This is a genomic window from Dyadobacter beijingensis DSM 21582, assembly GCF_000382205.1.
Lineage (GTDB): Bacteria > Bacteroidota > Bacteroidia > Cytophagales > Spirosomataceae > Dyadobacter > Dyadobacter beijingensis.
Map to the genome: position 1 here is coordinate 88,237 of NZ_KB907792.1, position 18,924 is coordinate 107,160.

Here is an 18,924-nt window from a genome sequence, read left to right on the forward strand (position 1 = left end):
AATCCGCTGAGTAAAAATCGGGCTAGCAAACGGTATACATGCGGTGTTGCAATTGGTAATCCGCTATTTTCAGCACCGGATTACACGATTCATCACACACTAAATTTCCCTGCCATGCTAGCAGCTCCTTATGCCCGGTTCATCGATCCGTTGAGTGATTTTGGTTTTAAAAGGCTATTCGGCACCGAAGCTAACAAGGACTTGCTGATCGATTTTTTGAACGAGCTGCTAGCGGGCGAGCGCACGATCAGGGATCTGACCTACAATCAAAATGAAAGTGCCGGCCAGCGCCCCGTAGACCGCAAAGCAATTTTCGACCTCTGCTGCACCGGAGCCGATGGCGAGCAGTTCATCATTGAGGTACAACGGGTGAAACAGAAGTTTTTTAAAGACAGATGTTTGTACTATGCAGCGTCGCTCATTCGCGACCAGGTAAAAACCGGCGAGCCAGATTGGGGATACGAACTGAAACCGGTGTATTTGATTGGTTTAATGGAATTTACATTTGAAGGGGCCAGGCCGAACGAATACATCCACCACATCAGACTGACTAGTAAAGAAGAAAGCACCGTGTTCTACGACAAGTTCGGTTTCACTTTTATTGAAATACCAGCATTTAGTAAAACGGAAAGCGAACTCGTTACCGGACTGGACAGGTGGCTGTATTTGTTGAAAAATTTGAGTAACTTGAATCATGTTCCGACTGTACTGAGCAAGCCGGTATTCGACAAAGTGTTAAGGATTGCAGAAGTTTGTAACTTTAATCAGCAAGAAAAAATGGCTTGGGACGCATATTTAAAAGCTAAATGGGACAACGAAAATTCCATGAAGTACGTGAAGGAGGAAGCCTGGGAAACAGGGCTGAAAGAGGGCCGCGAAGCAGGTCTTGAAAAAGGCCGCGAAGAAGGCCGCCGGGAAGAAAAGCTGGTAGTTGCCCGCAGTATGAAGGCCAAAGGCTTCGAGCTGCAAACCATCATCGAAATTCTCGGCCTCACACGGGAAGAAATTGAGCAGGCGTAACGGGTACCGACTCTAATGGCTATACTCGGTAAGATTGGCGCGCAACGTGGAAAGCGCACGGGTAATGTGGTATTCCACAGCCCTTTCGGAAATCAGTAGCCTGGCAGCGATCTCCTTGTTGCTCAGTCCCTCTTCCCGGCTCATTTTATACACACAACGGCATTGGCAGGGTAGGGTATCCACCAGACCGTCCACCTTGCTTTTCAGGTTGTTATACAAAATGTCGTTTTCCGTGCAATGCGTACGGTCGCAGTAATGGGCGAAGGCGATCTCGTTATGTTCCCGCCGCGATTTGGTATTCCGCAAATACTCAAAAACCTTGAATTTGGCCGAACGGAGCAGGTAACGCTCCACAGATGTCGTAATTTCAAGCTCGTCTTTTCGCTCCCAAAGCGATTTGAAAATCTCCTGTACCATACCTTTCGCCGGCTCCGGGTCGCGGATTGTGTTGTAGCAAACCGCGAAAACCTTCTCCCAATGCGCCACATAGATATGCTTGAAAGACTGTTCATCTATGCGGAAAGGGACATTATCTGGCTTGGTGGCGGTCATGTAATGGGGAATGCGGGCGAAGTGGATGGTCAAATATAGTTCATTATTTATAATAAGTCCAAATAGTCACGATTCGTTTCACTTATGGGAACGACTGTTTGGCGGACGATTCCCCGCATCTTGCTGGCGTTTCACCTGCCGATCCGGACGGTTGACCTGCCGCCGCATTTCAAACACAGCATGTTATGGGGAATTTTGGCCTGTCAATTAAAAAATTAGCCAATGAAAGCACTACTATTAGCCATGACATTTCTTTTCGCTGCCAACCTTTACGCACAGGAAGGCACGCAAACGATCCGCGGGACCGTCCGCGACGAAGTTTCCAAATCGCCCGTGATAGGAGCGTCCATATTGCTGATCCGGGAGCAGGGGGCAAGCCCGATGGGCGCGGTAACCGACATCCGGGGCGATTTCAGCATTACCGGTGTGCCGATGGGTCGCCAGTCTTTCCAGGTTTCGATGGTGGGTTATGAAACGCAGCGGCTGTCGGGTGTTTTGCTTACGGCCGGGAAAGAAGTGGTGCTCAATGTGACCCTCACCGAAGCCGTGCAAAACCTGGACGAGCTCGTGATTACTGCCGATCGGAAAAGTGATAAAACGAAGACGAACAACGAGTTATCGCTCGTGAGCGGACGTTCGTTCAATGTAGACGATACTAAACGGTACGCAGGCGCACTGGGCGATCCGTCGCGGATGGCGGCCAATTTCGCAGGCGTGGTATCCGGCGACGATTCCCGGAACGACATTGTTGTGCGTGGTAACTCGCCGTCGGGTACGCTCTGGCATCTGGAGGGATTGAATATCCCCAATCCAAACCACTTCGGCTCGTTCGCGGCGACAGGCGGGCCTGTGAGTATGCTGAATAACAACGTGTTGGGTAAATCCGATTTTCTTACCGGCGCTTTTCCCGCGCAGTATGGCAACGCACTCTCGGCGGTGTTCGACCTGCAACTCCGCGAAGGCAACAATCAGAAGCACGAACTGATGGGACAGGTCGGGTTCAATGGTTTTGAACTGGGCGCCGAAGGGCCTTTTTCTAAAAATTCGAAAGCTTCTTTCCTGCTCAATTACCGCTATTCCACGCTCGGGTTATTCAAGGCGTTGGGCCTGCAATTCGGTACTGGAACGGCCATTCCAGATTACCAGGACCTGAATTTCAAAGTAGCGGTGCCGACCGGTAGCAAAGGTAAACTGACGCTTTTCGGCATTACCGGCAGCAGCGACGTCAATTTCCTGGGTAATGAAGTGGATACCACGCTCACGAACCTCTACGGCACAGAAAACACGAATACCCGCGTCAAATACGGTACCAATGTGTTCGGATTGGCCTATGAGCACAACCTCACACCCCAAACTTTCGCAAAACTCACCCTCGGCATGAGCACCACCCGTGAGCGTTTCAGCGGCGACTCCATCAGCCATGTTACCCGGGAGGCGTTTCTGAGCGGAGAGGCACGCTACAACACGTCCAAGTACTCGGCGGTTTTAAATTTGAGACATAAAATGAATGCAAAAAGCAGCCTGTATGGCGGCATAACCGTCGACTTGCTCGATTTCGACCTGTACAGCCGCTCCATTCACCAGGCCGGGCTGATCGACACCGTACGGGTGAATGTGAAAGGAGAGAAGACGGTGCTCACGCAGGCATATGCGCAATGGAAGTACCGCTTTTCGCAAGGATTGATATTTACGACCGGCGTTCATTTTCAGCATTATAACCTCAATAGCAATGCGGCCATAGAGCCCCGCGCCGGGTTGCAATATGCATTCGGGAAAGGGCAGTCGGTAAGCCTCGGTTACGGCCTGAACAGCCAGGCGCAGAACATTTACACCTATTTTGTGCAAACACCCGGCGAATCGGGACCGGTACGCACCAACAAGGACCTGGGTTTTACGAAAAGCCATCATTTCGTGCTCAGTTACCAGAACCGCCTGACGGAAAACCTGCTCCTGAAAATCGAGCCGTATTATCAGCGGTTGTTCGATGTGCCGGTTGAGCAGCGGGCGTCCACCTATTCCGCATTGAATATGGGCGCGTCGTTCGGGCCGTCGGACAGGGATAGCCTGGTCAATGAAGGTACCGGCCGCAACATGGGCGTGGAGCTGACTTTGGAGAGGTATTTCAACAAAGGCTACTACTTTCTGCTGACGACCTCCGTGTTCGATTCGAAATACAAGGGAAGCGATAAAGTGGAGCGGAACACAGCTTTTAATACCAGGTATGTCCTCAATGTGCTGGGAGGCAAGGAGTTCCGGCTGGGTAGGGATAATGTACTGAGCGCTAATATCAAGACTTCGCTGGTCGGCGGTAAATACATTACCCCGCTCAACCTTTCGGCATCGCGGCTGCGGGGAACGGCGGTGTACGACGAGAACCAGGCCTATTCGCTTCGGCAAAGCGCCTATTTCAGGACGGATATCCGCTTTTCGTACCGCCGCGAAATGCGCCGGAGCACGATGGAATTCTCGATGGATTTGCAGAATGTGACGGCCCGAAAAAACATTTTCCAGCAAACCTACAACCCGCGCACCAATGAGCTCGTGAAGCAATACCAGCAGCCATTTTTTCCGGTGCCGTATTTCAGATATACATTTTAATTGAAAATCAGCGGGTAAACGAGTAGTTTGCCCGCTGATTTTCGCCCGCGAATGAAAGAAAAGCCCTACACGCTCGACGACCGCAAATGGAGAATGATCGGTATCCCGCTCATGGGCCTCACGATCGCCATCATGGTCAATTTCGACGAGTTCATGAAACTGAGCCGGCTTTTCTTCCTCAGCGTATTGTTTTCAACCCTGCTGACGCTCACCTTCTGGGAGGGTAACCGGTTCATTATCATTCGGATGCGGCGGATTTTTCCGGAATACGGGCAGATCGCCAGGCGGGTAGCGGGGCAATCGGTGCTGGCCGTCAGCTATGTGTTCCTGATATCGTTCTTGCTCAATGAGTTGTATTATAAACCGGTTTACCATGTGAGTGTGCTGGGGATGGGTTTTCGGATCAGTATCGTGCCTACGGTGATCGTTTACCTGGTTTATGAGGCGGTTTATTTCTTTGAATTATGGAAAATGAATGTGCGAAAAACAGAGGCGCTGATGCGCGAAAATGTGCAGTCTCAGCTGGAAGTGCTTAAAAACCAGCTTGATCCGCATTTCTTATTTAACAGCATGAATACGCTCGCGGCGCTGATCGACGATGAGAATACCGCCGCCCAGGATTATCTCGAAAGGCTCTCTGACGTGTACAGGTACGTGCTCGTGAGCAGGAACAAGAATACGGTGCTGCTGAGCGAGGAAATTGCATTCGTAGACGCCTATGTATATTTAAATAAGATCCGCTTCCGGGAGAATTTACAGGTTGAAAAAAGGCTGTCGGCAGAGGTCCTTGCGCAGCATATCACGCCGCTGAGCCTGCAAATGCTGATCGAGAATGCCATTAAACACAATGTGGCCTCGCGCGAAAATCCCTTGAAAATCGTCATTCGTGAAGAAAACGCCGGATATCTCGTGGTAGAAAACAACATTTCGGAAAAGACGATCCTGGAAAAATCGACGCGCGTGGGCTTGCAGAACATCATTAATCGCTACGCCCTGCTGACCGATCGGGAGGTGGAAATTATCCGTGGTACGTCGCAATTTGTCGTGAAAATTCCGCTGCTGGGTCAGCTGGTTGAATAAATGCTATGAAAATACTGATTATCGAAGACGAATACCCGGCCGCGGAACGGCTCGAAAAGCTGATTAAAAAGCTCGACCCGCGAATGGAAGTGGCAGCGGTGCTGGAAAGCGTGGAGGCTGCCAGGCAATGGTTCGCGAATGCGGAACCGGTGGACCTTATTTTTTCCGACATTCAGCTGGCCGACGGCCTGAGCTTTCAGATATTCGAAGAATTTCCCGCACACAGTCCGATCATTTTTACGACCTCCTACGACGAATACGCGATCAAGGCATTTCGTGTGAAAAGCATCGATTACCTGCTCAAACCCATTAAAGCGCCCGAATTGGCCGACGCGATCCGGAAATACGAAAATATCCGGGAGGATTTCTCCCCCAAAGCTTACGCACGAAAGGTGGAAACGCTGCTGGATAGCCTGGAAATGACGAAAAGGCCGTTTAAAACGAGGTTTTTGGTGAAAAACGGGGAGCAGCTGATCCCCGTCAACCAGGAGCATGTCGCCTATTTTTATACTGCCAATGAAATGGCCTGCCTCGTAGCCACCGACGGCCGTCAGTACCTGGTGGACTACAAGCTCGAAGAGCTGGAATCGCTGGTGGACCCGATGAATTTCTTCCGGCTGAACCGCCAGTTTATCGCCCGCATCGACGCTATCCAGAAAATCCACACTTATTTTAACGGAAAACTAAAAATTGAGCTCCGTCCGCAAACTTCGCAGGAAGTGGTCGTAAGCCGTGAAAAAGCGCCTGCATTCAAAGCCTGGCTGGAAACATAGTCGGATTTTCAAATGTGTAACTCATTCGAGCGGTTTGGTAGATTAAATATTACAGCGGCAGTGTATTTCTGATTTGTATCCGCTTTTTTACCTTTGTTGTGACCAACCCTCCATTTATCTGTTGTTCCAATGTTCCCCGGGATGGACCGACAAGCTACACATGATGAAAATTCCTTCGCGCACATTGTCCAGGGCATTCGTAATCTGGACTATTTTACTCGTTGTCATTTTAGGATCGTTCGTTTTCGTGTTGCTGCTCACCCGTGGCAAATCGCAGACAATCCGGGAGAATATCCAGGAACTCCATAAGGACGTCAATACCTATCAGAAGATCGATACCTGCATTTCGCTGCTTTATGTGGCGGAAAATAACAGCCGGCTGTTCATTATCACGCAGGATTCGGCGTACCTGCGAAAGTTCGCCCGTGAGCTGCAAACCGTTTCCACTATCCTTACCGAATTCGAAACCGAGCGTGCTAACCGTTCGTCGGCGTTATCGGGGCTGATGGAAAGCAAACGGATAAGCAACGACGCATTCATCCGCATGAAGATCATGGTCGATAGCCTCTTTGCACTTTCTGTACAGCGTAGCGAGCTGGACCATCAGGAACTTTCGAAACAAAACCGGCCCGCGATCCGCGTAAAAAAGACATCAAAGGTCGATTCCGTCGTCGTGGCAGAACCCGGCAAGAAAAAGCGCGGATTGTTCAAAAGGCTCGCCGATGCCATTTCCAACAAACCTGAATCCGGGGTTACCCGTGAAAAAACCAGGGTAATTGTTCAGCGCGATTCGCTCGTGATGCCTTACCTGCTCTCACGCGAGCCCAATCTAAGCCGCTACGAAGAGTATAACCGGGTCAAAAGGCAGCTGAACGATGCCGAGCAAAAGCTGCTGTTCCTTAACGGCGAGCTGTTCGCGAACCTGCAAATGACCCTCAAAGCGTTGAAAGCTGCGGAAGAGGAAAAGGCGCGGGAATTCCGGCGCTTGCTGCTCACCCAGACCTCCAACGAATTTGAGCAGGTCAATCATCTGATATGGGTTGGCGCCATAGTGGTGCTTCTGATGACGATCATCATCATCCGAAACGTCGTGAAACTGTATCGAAACGACGTCACCATCCTGAAATACGCGGCGCTTGCTACCGAAACCGCCCGGCAAAAGGGGGAATTTCTGGCGCAGGTAACGCACGAAATCCGAACGCCGCTGAATGCGATCATCGGTTTTTCGCAATTGATGGAAACCGAACGGCTCGATGGCCAGATGAAGGAAAGTGTCGACGCCATTCAAAGCTCCTCGCGCATCCTGCTCACGCTTGTGAACGAGCTGCTCGATTTTTCCAAACTCGAACGGGGCAAGCTGACCCTGCAATATGAGCCGTTCAACCCGGTGGAACTGGTGAACGAAGTAACGGCATTGATGAGCGTGCTGGCGGGAGAGAAAAACATTGAAATTGTATCCAAAATCCAGATCGGGCGGCAGGTTTACCTCGTCGGTGATGGCTTTCGGATAAAACAGGTGGTAATTAACCTGCTCAGTAACGCAATCAAATTCACGCCCGCGCATGGAAAAGTAGTTGTCGAAGCGGCGCTCGATACGGCAGACGGGCAGAAGAAATACCTGAAAATCGGGGTGAAGGATTCGGGCATAGGCATTGCGCAGGAGCATTTGAAAGTTATTTTTGAAGATTTTAGCCAGGTAAACGGCCTGGCCGTCAAGCAGGGGACCGGGCTGGGACTGGCGATCTGCAAGCGGATCGTGGAGCTGCATGGCGGGAAAATTTCCGTGGAAAGCGCCGTTGGCAAAGGTTCGGAATTCAGGATAGCGATCCCGATGCAGATGGCTGAAAAAGCGAAGCCACTGGCCGTTCGAAGCATTCCAGCACCGGTAGCGCCGGTTGATCTGAGAGGCAAAAAGACGCTCGTAGCCGACGACACCAAGCTGAACCTCGTGCTCATGAGCCGCCTGCTCGAAAAGCACGGACTGCTCTTCGACCTCACGGGTTCGGGAGACGAAGCACTCGAACTTTTCGAAAAGCAACCGTATGATCTCGTCATCACCGACATTCATATGCCCGGCATGGACGGTGCCGAGCTTACCCGCCAGATCCGCCGTAATCCCGATGCCGTCAAGGCGTTAACCCCGATCATAGGCTTCACCGGCGACCTTTCCGACCGCGACAAGGATTTCTATGCGGAGCTCGGGATCGACGGTGTGCTTGGTAAGCCGTTTTCGGAGAAAGAATTTTTGTCGGTGCTGGGCGCCGTTTTTGGAACGCAGCATCCCGCCGCCGGTAAATAGGCTGCGGGATGGTCTTTTGAATGCAGGTTTATCCATCAAAAGACCAGATCGACATGGCCAAAACAGATTTTAAATCCGTAGACGAATACCAGGACACCTTCGATGGCGAAAAAAAGGCACGTTTGCAGCAAGTGCGGGACACGATCCGTGCCGCGGCGCCGCTGGCAGAGGAAGTGATCAGCTATCAGATCCCGGCCTACAAGCATTTCGGGTTCGTTGTCTATTATTCGGGTGCAACCAACCATATTTCGCTGTCTTACCCGTTCAGCGCAGCGTTGCTCGCTGAATTCAAAACGGAGCTTTCGAAATACAAAGTGAGCAAGTCGGCCATTCAAATGCCTGACAAAGATCCGCTTCCCGTGGATATGATCCGGCGGATCGTGGAATACCGGGTGAAGGAAAACGAGCTCGCCGAAGCTGCAAAACCGCAAAAAGCCAAAAAGAAGTAAGCGACGGGGGCGAGTATGATGTTTCTCAGGATCGTACCTAAGCAATGTCAGTTTCCGGACGCAAGCAGCCCTGTACTTTTGGATGAATTATCAAGACCTCATCCAGATATGACGCCGCATACCTTCCATATTCCCGTCCTCGGGCTGGGATATTCCATCGATACACCTATCAAAGTCGCCAAATACGGCATTTCATCCGTCGCCTCGATCGTCGATGATGAGCTCATCGAGCGCATGCGCGTACATTATGCCCGCCAGCGCGGCGCGGATGAAGCGCCTATTTCCAAAAACATACCCGATTACCGCAGCCGCCGAATTACGGCCTATCTCGATCTGATGCAAAGCATCGTCAACCAGGAGTTTGGAACCATGCAGCAACAGCCGTTCGGTGAGGGAAACGATATTGATCGCTATTTCAGCTTGTTACCGGCAGGTTCTTCGCTTAAAGCCCGTTACAAAGCCCTGCTTGCAATGCCCGCCGGTGCGGCGAAAACGTTAGAGGATGCCGCGCTTCGCCAATGCATGGTGCAGGGCGAGATCGATGTGAACATCATGTCGAAGGTTGATAAAATGAATCTCGATGCCGACGGTAACGTGTTGGAAGAGATTTACACCGACGCTTTGGCTGCATTACGTGGTTTCGCGTTGAGCACATTGCGTTCTTCGGTGATCCTTTCGGCCGGGATGAATCCGCGTTTGTACAGCTACCTCGAAGCATTCCCGGACTTCTTGCCAGATACCAACGGCAATTTTCACAAAAAGCTCATTCTCAAAGTAAGCGATTACCGTTCTGCGTTGATCCAGGCTAAATTTCTGGCTAAAAAGGGCATTTGGGTTTCCGAGTTCCGCATCGAATCCGGCCTGAACTGCGGCGGGCATGCATTCGCTACCGAAGGCCACTTGCTGGGGCCTGTTTTAGAGGAGTTCAAAAACAGGCGCACGGAAATGTTCACGGAACTGTTCGCCCTTTACGAACCTGCACTCGAAGCCAAAGGTATTTTGCTCACGCACGCGCCGCATACACGCATCAGCGTGCAGGGCGGCATCGGTACTGCCGCTGAAAATGCCTTTTTACTCGAACATTACCACATCGAAGCTACGGGTTGGGGCAGCCCGTTCCTGCTCGTGCCCGAGGTGACAAATGTGGATGAAGACACATTAAATGAACTTGCTGCGGCCAAAAGCGATGCCTACTACGTCAGCGACTCTTCGCCTTTGGGAGTGCTTTTCAATAATTTTAAAAACAGTACTGCCGAAAAGCAGCGCCTGGAACGTATCACCAAAGGCCGCCCCGGCAGCCCGTGCCACAAACGTTACCTGGTATCCAATACCGAATTTACCAAAGACCCCATCTGTACCGCCTCCCGTCAGTACCAGCAGTTGAAAATCAAACACTTGCTGGCATTAGAGCCACGACCGGCAGACCTGCAAATGCAAATCGACGCGGTGACGGAAAAGCTGTGTTTGTGCGACGGCCTGAGTACGGCTGCGCTCATTAAAAATGACATGGTCAAACCGCGGGAAAACAAGGCGGTAGCCATTTGCCCCGGACCTAACCTGGCCTTTTTCTCAGGTATTTACTCTTTGGACGAAATGGTAGGGCACATCTACGGTAAAATTGACCTCCTCGCCAAAAACCTGCGACCGAATATGTTCATCAACGAGCTCAACTTGTACGTCGATTATCTTAAAAAAGACATCGAACGTCACACCACCACGCTGAACGACAAGAAATCCAGATACTTCGCCAAATTCCGTGCCAACTTGCTCGAAGGGATCGGGTACTACAAAAAACTGATCCCGGAAATTACCAATCAGACGGTCGCGTACCGCCAGGAAATGATGGCCCAGCTGGAAGCGATCGAAGGGAAACTTTTATAGTTTGCCCGTCTTGTCCGAATCGCCGGAATGAAAGATCCGAATGGCAGCGTTGTAGTCCGGGTGGGTTTTCCGCAGCAGCATGGAAGCATATACTACCAGTTCGGAACGGATCAACTCGCCGTTTTCGCCGACGTTCAGATCTACGACAGTGACCTGCCGATCCTGTTTGTCGATCGACGTGTCCTGGATAATGCTGAACCATCGGTTGAACTTGGCCTGCCGGGCATGCCCCCTGCCATCGCGGTGGTCGCAGTAATAAATGACAATCGCGTCGTTCTCGGTCAGAAACCTGTTCAGGATGTCCAGCACCGTATTTCTAAGCCGGATGTCCTGACGCATGGACGGTTGATCCGTTTCAATAAAAAAGTTATGGGCTGCTTCTATCTCGGGGTTGTCAGGGAAGAATCTCGGGTCCCGGGATATATCCACGGTGACAGTAACATTTTGTTCCGTCTTAAACTGGAACCTGCTTCCAGAACATTGATAGGGGTATATTTCAAAATAGTTTGATTCCAAGTGCATCAAATTCCTCTTTGGTCATTTCTCCCCTGTTGTACGCTTCAATGTCCCTTCGGGTCTGCATCATTCCTTCAATGATGATTTTAAGGGTAAGCTTCTGCGGACGTTTTTCGGTTGCGGCAGTTTCCACTGTCTCCGGGGCTTCGGCAGGTAGTATTTGTTCCATGGTTCGATATGATTTAGTTGACTTTTCAATCAAAACTAAGGAAACAAGTGGGAACATTTGCACGCCAAAATTGCCCGATGATCAACGGAGGTGTATGGCTTAATTAACGGCGGGAAAATGACTTTTAATGGGGCATACAGTTTATTATCCTGCGTTAATTCCGCATCCGGGCGAGCTTTTCGTATTCCAGCACGGTGATCTGGCTCCCCTTCATGTCCACCAGGCGCTCGTCCTTGAAATCCGAGAGCGTGCGAATCACCGTTTCGGTGGCAGTGCCCACCATAGAGGCGATGTCTTCACGTGTGACGGCCATGGAAAAGGGCTTCGAACGGTCTTCCTGGTAGCGCTGCACAAGCATCACGAGCGCCTGCGCCACGCGCTTGCGTACGGAGTTGTAAGCCAGCTGTAAAAGCCGCTCTTCCCGTTCCTTGATTTCATTGGAAAGCATTCGGATGAATTTCGAAGCCACTTCCCGGTTGCCTTGCAGCAGGTTGAAAAAATCGTCTTTCGGGATCATCGCCACTTCCGATTTCTCCAATGCGATGGCCGTTTCTTCGTATGGGGCGCCTTGCAGCAGGTCGAGGTAGCCGAAAAACTCGCCTTCTTTCAGCAGGTCGGTAATGTACTCTTTTCCGTTTTCATTCGATTTATAGGCTTTTACCTTTCCTTTTTGCAGGAAAAATACATGCGACGGAAAGCTGCCTTCCGTGTAGATGGTTTCTTTTTTACGCAGAATCTTCACCTTTTTGTCCTCCGCCAGCTTCATGATCGGGTCGAAGGCCTGGGCTTCCCGGATAAACTGGTCGAGGCCGTCGGCCGAGCGTTCGAACTGCTTTTTCAGCCTGTCGCTCTTTTTGAGGCGCATTTCCACGGCATTCAGCAGTTCCACGTCGTCGTACGGCTTGGTGAGGTAGTCGTCGGCGCCCATGGTCATGCCTTTGCGGTAATCTTCCTTTTCGGCCTTGGCGGTGAGGAAAATGAACGGAATGGAGGCCGTGCGCTCGTCTTTGCCGAGCATATGGAGCACGCCGTAGCCGTCCAGTTCGGGCATCATTATGTCGCAGATGATGAGGTCGGGGTGGTGCTGGGCGGCTTGCTGCACGCCCTCCTTGCCGTTTTGGGCGGTTACCACCTCGTAGTTGGCCAGTTCGAGGATTTCGGCCGTATTTTCCCGCATTTCGGGATTGTCTTCGATTAAAAGTATCTTTCTCGTTTCCAAGGTTGGTGCAGTTTGTGTCAGGAATCGGTTTTAACGGATGCTGGTTCGCGGTTGGGCAGCTCGACAAAAAATGTCGTCCCTACGCCAACCTCGCTCTGAAACCGCACGGTGCCGCCCATGAGCTCGATGTAGTTTTGTACGATATTGAGGCCCAGCCCCGTTCCTTGCGCATTGCCCGCATTGTTGGCACGGAAAAAACGGTCGAAAATGTGGCCCTGGTCCGTTTGCGGAATGCCGATGCCCTGGTCCTGTATCTCGATGCGGATCAGCCCGCCCCAGTTTTTGATCCTTAAAAAAATGGATTTACCGCCGTCGGAATACTTGATCGCGTTCGAAAGCAGGTTGAAAAGCACATTACGCAGCAGCTGCTTGTCGAGCCAGGCCGTCGGTTCGCCCTCGTACGCAAAATGCATTTGCTGCCCGTCCTTGCACAGCCCTCTGATCTCCTCGATCAGGTTTTTGCAGAACTCATTCAGGTCGGTCAATACCGGAATGGCGTGAATGCGGCCCTCTTCCAGCTTGCCGATCGAGAGAAAGTCATTGAGGATTTCAGTCAGGTTCGTTACGGTCGATTTGATGCGCTGAACGTGTTTGTGCCGTTTTTCCTCGTCTTCCGTGCGCGTATAGCGGCCTATGAGCGATGCCGACGACAAAATCGTGGCCAAAGGCGTCCGGAACTCGTGCGAGGCGATGGTGACAAACTGGCTTTTCATATTGTTCAGCTCTCGTTCCTTCGTCAATGCACGCACCACTTCCTCCTGCGACTGCTCGATCCGCTTGATCGCCGCGGCCAGCTCTTCCGTCCGCTGCTGCACGCGCTCTTCCAGCTCCGCATTCAGTTTTTGTATTTCAAGATTGGCCTCGATAATGCGGCTTTCCTGCTTTTTTCGCTCGGTTATGTCGATGACGAAGCTAACGACAAACTCGCCGTCGCTGGTTTTGAATGGACTGAGGCTCACCTCCACGGGAAATTCGGTGCCGTCCTTGCGGCGGGCGAAAAGGTCCATCATATGCCCCATACCACGGGCGCGGGGCGCTTCGAGGTACTCGTCGCGGTAGCCCACGTGGTTCCGGTTGAACCGCATCGGGATCAGCGTTTCCACTTTCCGATTGATCAACTCGCGGTCTGTGTAGCCGAAAAGCTCCTTCGCCTTGGGGTTGAGCATTACAATATTCGCCTGCTTGTCCACCACCACGATCCCTTCGGTCGCGTGCTTGAACAAGGCATCCAGCATTTCGATATGCCGTGTCATCACCTGCGTATGAATTAAAATATCCGTATCAAACATACCAAAGTACAGGACACAGGTGAACACCGCAAGAATTCATGATTAAACTGTTTGGCTGAATAGCGAGGTTTGAGGTATATCGGACCACAGGCGGGCATCGAAAGCCATGCATACATTGCGCACGAAAGCCTTGCCTTTCTCCGTGATCCTCAGTCGGAACGGCTCTATTTCCACCAGCTCGTCGTACGCCATTTCCGACAGTCTTTCGAGGGCCTGGTATACTTCCATGCAATTTTCGGAAGCCCCCGCCCAGGAAGTTTCGAAGCCGGTCATGAGCCGGAGAATGTGTTTGCGCATAATAAGGTCCTCGCGGCTCAGCTCGTGGCCGCGGAACACCGGCAGCTCGCCGGCGGCCAGGCGCTTGTAATAATCTTCCACCTTCTTTTCATTCTGCGCATAACCCCACCACGAATCGGAAATGGAAGAGGCACCGAGGCCGATCAGCAGCTGCGTGCGGGTATCGGTATAGCCCATGAAATTCCGGTGAAGGCGCTCTTCTGAGGCGGCTTTGTAGAGCTCATCGGATTTGAGCGCAAAATGGTCCATGCCAATGTCTTCGTAACCAGCCAGTTCCAATGCATTGCGGCCGGTTTCGTAGATGGCCATTTTGTGGTCGGCGTCGGGGAGGTCATTTTCGGTATAACTGCGCTGGCCGGGCTTGATCCATGGCACGTGGGCATAGCTGTAAAAAGCAATACGGTCCGGGCGGAGCTGGATCACCCGCAGCATGGTTTGCATCATCGAGCAGTTTTTTTGTTGGGGTAAACCGTATACAATGTCGTAGTTGACAGAATTGTAACCTATTTCCCGCGCTTTCAATGTCAGATGTTTCACCTGCTCAAACGTCTGGTGCCGGTTGATCATCGCCAGTACGACCGGGTTGAAATCCTGCACCCCGATGCTGATGCGCCGGAAACCGACAGAATATAATGCTTCCAAATGCGCGTCGGTCGTATTCCCCGGATGCGCCTCGAAACCGAAACGGGCATCGGAATGCACCAGTGAGTCTTCCAGCAGGCCTTTGACCAGTTTCACAAGGTTAGCCGGACTAAAAAACGTGGGCGTGCCGCCGCCGAGGTGCAGCTCCCGGATCACCGGTTTTTCTTCACCAAAAAGCGCCCGGTACATTTTCCACTCCTTCAAAACGGCCTGGATGTATTTGCTTTCCACGGCATGGTTGATCGTAATGCGCGTGTTGCAGCCGCAGTACGTGCAGAGGCTTTCGCAAAATGGCAGGTGAATGTACAGGCTAATGCCTTCCTTCTGATTGGAAACCGTAAATGCATCCTGCACCAGCTCTTTCCATTTGGCAATGCCGGGAGGCGTTTTCTGCCAGTACGGAACGGTCGGGTAGCTGGTATAGCGCGGCCCCGGAATGTTATATTTGAATAGCAGGTCCTTGTCCATTGGTCAAAGTTTTGATGTGGATGATCAATCAAAACTACCCACGAGCGGAGGGTAAAAACATGATGTTTGTCATGTTAAAAACAGACTTTCGGGGTCGCTAGCGACAGATCGTAATGCTTGTCGGGGTGGGAGAAGGGGTGGGATAGGAGGTGGTTATCCCGCGGGCCACGAGCCAGATCCCCGCTATGGCAACGAGCACGGGTGTGAGCTTGCGGATGCGCGTACGCAATGCCGGTGTGAGCTGCTGCCGCGCAATGCCCAATGCCAGCATCGCCGGCATGGTACCCAGCCCGAAAAGCGCCATGAAAGCCCCGCCGCCCCATGCACTGCCCGTCGCCCCGGAGCTCAGAAGCGCCATGTACACCATGCCGCAGGGTACCGCGCCATTAAGCATTCCTAACACGAGCATGCCCGACAGGTTTGTTTTTTTCAAGTAAAAAGTCATCTGCTGCTTTATCCGGCCTATCGTTTTTTGCCAGAATACAGGCATATGAAGCCGCCGATCCAGGCTCGCCGGCCAGAGCACATACGCCAGCATCGCCAGGCCCACGCCGACGGAAGCATATTTCAGCAACCCCAACCAGGCCAGGGAAGCGCCAAGTGTGCCGATGAGTATTCCAAACATCGCGTAGGTGAGCGCACGTCCCCCATTGTAGATGAGCACGCCTGCTATCTGCCGCGCGCGCGTGGCCCTGTGCACAGGTAATGCGAGCGCAATGGGCCCGCACATGCCCACGCAATGGAAGCTGCTGATGAGCCCCATCGAAATGGCGAGGTAGGGGAGGACGGTGATCATGGCATTACCGGCCGATCACGACCACGCCTTCGTTCCAGTACGTTTGCGCGCCGGCCCGCCAGTCTACCTGGATTTTATAGCGGCCCGCAGGTATTTCCGTCAGTGCCAGGGCCTGCCCGTGGTTCTGCGCACGGACGACGAATTGCCTGTCGTTACGGTCGTCGGACGGGCAATAGAGGCTGATTTTTCCGGAAATGGCCGAGTCGGAGAATACGCTCGGGTAGTGGATTTCCAGATGATGCTCCGCCACATTCCAGGATATCGGTTCCGTGAGCGCGGCTGCCCGTTGGGTTTTGTCGATTTTGCCCTGGAATTGGAGTTCTTCCTCATAATAATCGGCCGATGCGAGGTCGATCTTCTGCCCGGCGCTCATGCTCACCAGCAGCAGGATCATGGATACGAAACTCATGTAAACAGCGGCAATGAGGGCTTTCCAGTTGATTTTCATGGGTATTCAAAATATAGGTTAATACATTATTCTTCGGGTGCGATGAACGTCGTCTCGAAAGTTTCCAGCTGCCGGCTACCTTGGGAAACAGACATTTTCAAGACCGTCTTCCGGCTTTTCAGCTCGGATTTCGGGATCACCACGAACACGGTCCCCTCGGACATCCCCGCAGCTTCGAGCGTCAGGTCCGGTGACCCGGCGAACAGCAGCTTTCCGTGCGGGGAGTCGAGGCGTATGGAGGGCTTAATGGTGGCGTTGGTTTTGTTAAAAATTTTGAATGTGTAAAGGTTGCTGATCGTGCCGTCGGCATTTTCGATATATCGGCTGCCCGGTGCGCGGAAAAGTGTCGTTTGGGTGTCGGTGCGCGTCGCTACCACGAAACCCAATGCCGACCATAGCAGCACGAGCACAGCTGCATAGCCCCAGGTACGCGGGGTGATCACCTTCGCGCTTTTCTTTGTGATGGCATTCTCGGAAGTATAGCGGATCAGGCCCCGCTCGAAACCGACTTTGTCCATCATCGCATCGCAGGCATCGATGCAGGCCGTACAGTTCACACATTCCATCTGCGTACCATTGCGGATGTCGATGCCGGTAGGGCATACGGCCACGCATTGGAAGCAGCTGATGCAATCGCCTTCGGTGCGGATTGTTCCTTTGTGCAGCTTGCCGCGCGGTTCGCCGCGCTCATGGTCGTAGGCGACATTGATGGAATTGCGGTCGAGCAAAACGCTTTGCAAGCGCCCATACGGGCACACTACCGTGCAAGCCTGCTCGCGCAGCCAGGCGAAATTCCAGTAGAATATGGCTGTGAATGCGACAATACCGGAAAAGAGGGCCAAATGGTCTTGCAATGGCTCCGAAATGATCTTGTACAAAGCATCGGTTCCCAGCACATAAGCCAGCAACAGGTTGGCGATAGCAAAGGAAATGAGGAGGAAAAGGGTGTATTTCAAACCTTTTTTCAGGATTTTGTCCGTCGTCCACGGCGCTTTGTCCAGCAGTTTCTGCTTTCCGGTGTCGCCCTCGATGGCGTATTCGATTTTACGGAATACCATTTCCATGAAAACCGTCTGCGGGCACGCCCAGCCGCACCATAACCGCCCGAAAACGGTCGTGAAAAGCACGATGAACACAAAAAACGACAGCATCATGAGCCCGAACAGCCAGTAGTCCTGCGGTCCGATAAACACGCCGAAAATGATAAACTTCCGTTCCACCACATTCAGCAGTACGAGCTGCTGCCCGTTGATCCGTACAAACGGCACGACGAACAGCAGCGCGATAATGGCTACACTGAATGCCACACGGCGGTTATGCCATTGCCCGGCGGGGCGTTGGGGATAGAGGGGCCGTGCGTCGCTAATCGCTTTCATAATGGGTTATTTTTTTGCCACAGTCGCATCGCTGAACAATTCTCCCTGCGGCTCTTTCGCAGTGGCCGGTTTGGTGCCTTTGAGCGAGAGGACAAAACTCGCTACCTTCTGGATGTCGGTCGGGGAGAGCTGTTTTTCCCAGGAGATCATCCCTTTTTCCGGCACGCCGTATTTGATCACTTTGAACACATTATGAATCCCGCCGCCGTGCAGCCAGTAGTCGTCCGTGAGGTTGGGGCCCACCGCGCCGCCGCCTTCGGTACCGTGGCAGGCAGTGCATTTTTCCTGGAATATTTTCATCCCGGCGTCCACGCCGGCCTTATCGCTAAGCAGCGTCACGGAGTTTTCGTCCATGCTGGCACCCACTTTTTCCATGTAAGCCTTTTTCTCGGCTTCGGCCGTCGCGATTTCCTTATCCAGCTCCGCGATCTGCAAATCGCCGAACCCGCTGAAATAGACGGCCGCATACACCACCGCGAAGAAAATCGTCGTGTAAAAGAGGAATTGCAGCCAGGGCGGCATGCGGTTGTCGAGCTCCTGGATGCCGTCGTAGTCGTGGCCGTCGATCAGGATCTGCTTCTCGTCGTGCAGGGCGACACCGATGCCCCGGAATTTTTTCCACCAATGCGCACTGAAAATATGCGTAGGCTCGGTTTGGGAAGCGCTGGCCGTTTTATTGAGTACGCTCATCGCATTGGCCAACAGGATCGCCAGCTGAACGATGATGAATACCAACGCCGCCAGGACGACATAGAGAATAAGGTCCAGCCCGGTGATGGCGCGGACCGGTTCGGCCGTTTCCTGCGCGGAGGCAGGCAATGCCATGCCGGCGAGCAACAGCAGCGACAATACGGTTTTCTTCAAAACACCGTCATTCAGCGGAATGCTGCGCATTTTGTCGAGTTTCCTCTTGTCCAGCCCCCACACGTAAAAGAGCAGGCCGACGAAGAAAGCAAAGAATATCAGCAGCGATATGAGTGGGTAAATGCCCACTCCGGCAATGGTTTCGAGGTAATTGCGGAATTTCATAGATGTTTAATTTTGAATGACCG

The 18,924-nt window shown here is 52.4% G+C and carries 17 protein-coding genes; 7 read left to right on the forward strand and 10 right to left on the reverse strand.

Features of this window, described 5'->3' with window-relative positions; translation table 11 throughout:
- Positions 1 to 114 precede the first annotated feature (114 nt).
- On the forward strand, positions 115 to 1,020 hold the full coding sequence (locus H144_RS0128755; RefSeq protein ID WP_019945589.1) for an Rpn family recombination-promoting nuclease/putative transposase: 906 nt from the start codon (positions 115 to 117) through the stop codon (positions 1,018 to 1,020).
- Between the two features lie 12 nt (positions 1,021 to 1,032).
- Here the strand turns inward: H144_RS0128755 and H144_RS0128760 are convergent, their stop codons facing one another.
- Positions 1,033 to 1,605 (reverse strand): RNA polymerase sigma-70 factor, encoded by a 573-nt coding sequence (locus H144_RS0128760; RefSeq protein ID WP_229208025.1) that lies wholly within the window; start codon positions 1,603 to 1,605, stop codon positions 1,033 to 1,035.
- Positions 1,606 to 1,794: 189 nt separating this feature from the next.
- On the opposite strand from H144_RS0128760, the gene H144_RS35255 reads away from it, so the two are divergent.
- The 6 genes from H144_RS35255 (at position 1,795) to H144_RS0128790 (ending at position 10,652) form a co-directional block, all read left to right on the forward strand.
- On the forward strand, positions 1,795 to 4,170 hold the full coding sequence (locus H144_RS35255; RefSeq protein ID WP_026351072.1) for a TonB-dependent receptor: 2,376 nt from the start codon (positions 1,795 to 1,797) through the stop codon (positions 4,168 to 4,170).
- A 51-nt stretch (positions 4,171 to 4,221) separates the two neighbouring features.
- Positions 4,222 to 5,250 carry a sensor histidine kinase gene (locus H144_RS0128770; RefSeq protein WP_019945592.1) on the forward strand — a complete coding sequence of 343 codons (1,029 nt, stop codon included), beginning with the start codon at positions 4,222 to 4,224 and terminating at the stop codon, positions 5,248 to 5,250.
- A 5-nt stretch (positions 5,251 to 5,255) separates the two neighbouring features.
- Positions 5,256 to 6,023: a LytR/AlgR family response regulator transcription factor gene (locus H144_RS0128775; RefSeq protein WP_019945593.1), complete on the forward strand. Its 768-nt coding sequence runs from the start codon at positions 5,256 to 5,258 to the stop codon at positions 6,021 to 6,023.
- 160 nt (positions 6,024 to 6,183) lie between these two features.
- Positions 6,184 to 8,322, forward strand: coding sequence for a hybrid sensor histidine kinase/response regulator (locus tag H144_RS0128780; RefSeq protein WP_019945594.1), 2,139 nt, complete (start codon positions 6,184 to 6,186; stop codon positions 8,320 to 8,322).
- A gap of 53 nt (positions 8,323 to 8,375) precedes the next feature.
- On the forward strand, positions 8,376 to 8,771 hold the full coding sequence (locus H144_RS0128785; protein WP_051100207.1) for an iron chaperone: 396 nt from the start codon (positions 8,376 to 8,378) through the stop codon (positions 8,769 to 8,771).
- A 108-nt stretch (positions 8,772 to 8,879) separates the two neighbouring features.
- Positions 8,880 to 10,652, forward strand: coding sequence for a hypothetical protein (locus H144_RS0128790; RefSeq protein ID WP_019945596.1), 1,773 nt, complete (start codon positions 8,880 to 8,882; stop codon positions 10,650 to 10,652).
- Here the strand turns inward: H144_RS0128790 and H144_RS0128795 are convergent.
- From H144_RS0128795 to H144_RS0128835, 9 genes are all read right to left on the reverse strand, one after another.
- Positions 10,647 to 10,991, reverse strand: a complete 345-nt coding sequence (locus H144_RS0128795) for a DUF6169 family protein (protein WP_019945597.1) — start codon at positions 10,989 to 10,991, stop codon at positions 10,647 to 10,649. The genes H144_RS0128790 and H144_RS0128795 overlap by 6 nt on opposite strands.
- Before the next feature lie 157 nt (positions 10,992 to 11,148).
- Positions 11,149 to 11,337, reverse strand: a complete 189-nt coding sequence (locus H144_RS0128800) for a hypothetical protein (protein ID WP_157505234.1) — start codon at positions 11,335 to 11,337, stop codon at positions 11,149 to 11,151.
- Positions 11,338 to 11,491: 154 nt separating this feature from the next.
- Positions 11,492 to 12,556 carry a response regulator gene (locus tag H144_RS0128805; RefSeq protein ID WP_026351074.1) on the reverse strand — a complete coding sequence of 355 codons (1,065 nt, stop codon included), beginning with the start codon at positions 12,554 to 12,556 and terminating at the stop codon, positions 11,492 to 11,494.
- A 17-nt stretch (positions 12,557 to 12,573) separates the two neighbouring features.
- Complete coding sequence (locus H144_RS0128810; RefSeq protein WP_229208026.1) at positions 12,574 to 13,809, reverse strand: PAS domain-containing sensor histidine kinase; 1,236 nt, start codon at positions 13,807 to 13,809, stop codon at positions 12,574 to 12,576.
- Positions 13,810 to 13,887: 78 nt separating this feature from the next.
- Entirely contained in the window at positions 13,888 to 15,252 is a 1,365-nt protein-coding gene (gene hemN / locus H144_RS0128815) for an oxygen-independent coproporphyrinogen III oxidase (RefSeq protein ID WP_019945601.1), read from the reverse strand.
- Positions 15,253 to 15,349: 97 nt separating this feature from the next.
- Positions 15,350 to 16,048, reverse strand: a complete 699-nt coding sequence (locus tag H144_RS0128820) for a sulfite exporter TauE/SafE family protein (RefSeq protein WP_157505235.1) — start codon at positions 16,046 to 16,048, stop codon at positions 15,350 to 15,352.
- A 4-nt stretch (positions 16,049 to 16,052) separates the two neighbouring features.
- Positions 16,053 to 16,496: a FixH family protein gene (locus tag H144_RS0128825; RefSeq protein ID WP_019945604.1), complete on the reverse strand. Its 444-nt coding sequence runs from the start codon at positions 16,494 to 16,496 to the stop codon at positions 16,053 to 16,055.
- A gap of 26 nt (positions 16,497 to 16,522) precedes the next feature.
- On the reverse strand, positions 16,523 to 17,872 hold the full coding sequence (gene ccoG / locus H144_RS0128830) for a cytochrome c oxidase accessory protein CcoG (protein WP_019945605.1): 1,350 nt from the start codon (positions 17,870 to 17,872) through the stop codon (positions 16,523 to 16,525).
- 6 nt (positions 17,873 to 17,878) lie between these two features.
- A complete protein-coding gene (locus H144_RS0128835; RefSeq protein ID WP_019945606.1) occupies positions 17,879 to 18,901 on the reverse strand; it encodes a cbb3-type cytochrome c oxidase N-terminal domain-containing protein in 1,023 nt (340 codons plus the stop codon).
- Positions 18,902 to 18,924: the final 23 nt, after the last annotated feature.

Coding starts and splice junctions, on each gene's coding strand:
- H144_RS0128825 (WP_019945604.1), bottom strand. CDS start 16,496: ATGAAAATCAACTGGAAAGCCCTCATTGCCGCTGTTTACATGAGTTTC.
- H144_RS0128790 (WP_019945596.1), top strand. CDS start 8,880: ATGACGCCGCATACCTTCCATATTCCCGTCCTCGGGCTGGGATATTCC.
- H144_RS0128835 (WP_019945606.1), bottom strand. CDS start 18,901: ATGAAATTCCGCAATTACCTCGAAACCATTGCCGGAGTGGGCATTTAC.
- H144_RS0128785 (WP_051100207.1), top strand. CDS start 8,376: ATGGCCAAAACAGATTTTAAATCCGTAGACGAATACCAGGACACCTTC.
- H144_RS35255 (WP_026351072.1), top strand. CDS start 1,795: ATGAAAGCACTACTATTAGCCATGACATTTCTTTTCGCTGCCAACCTT.
- ccoG (WP_019945605.1), bottom strand. CDS start 17,872: ATGAAAGCGATTAGCGACGCACGGCCCCTCTATCCCCAACGCCCCGCC.
- H144_RS0128755 (WP_019945589.1), top strand. CDS start 115: ATGCTAGCAGCTCCTTATGCCCGGTTCATCGATCCGTTGAGTGATTTT.
- H144_RS0128775 (WP_019945593.1), top strand. CDS start 5,256: ATGAAAATACTGATTATCGAAGACGAATACCCGGCCGCGGAACGGCTC.
- H144_RS0128770 (WP_019945592.1), top strand. CDS start 4,222: ATGAAAGAAAAGCCCTACACGCTCGACGACCGCAAATGGAGAATGATC.
- hemN (WP_019945601.1), bottom strand. CDS start 15,252: ATGGACAAGGACCTGCTATTCAAATATAACATTCCGGGGCCGCGCTAT.
- H144_RS0128780 (WP_019945594.1), top strand. CDS start 6,184: ATGATGAAAATTCCTTCGCGCACATTGTCCAGGGCATTCGTAATCTGG.
- H144_RS0128800 (WP_157505234.1), bottom strand. CDS start 11,337: ATGGAACAAATACTACCTGCCGAAGCCCCGGAGACAGTGGAAACTGCC.
- H144_RS0128820 (WP_157505235.1), bottom strand. CDS start 16,048: ATGATCACCGTCCTCCCCTACCTCGCCATTTCGATGGGGCTCATCAGC.
- H144_RS0128795 (WP_019945597.1), bottom strand. CDS start 10,991: ATGCGTCAGGACATCCGGCTTAGAAATACGGTGCTGGACATCCTGAAC.
- H144_RS0128810 (WP_229208026.1), bottom strand. CDS start 13,809: ATGACACGGCATATCGAAATGCTGGATGCCTTGTTCAAGCACGCGACC.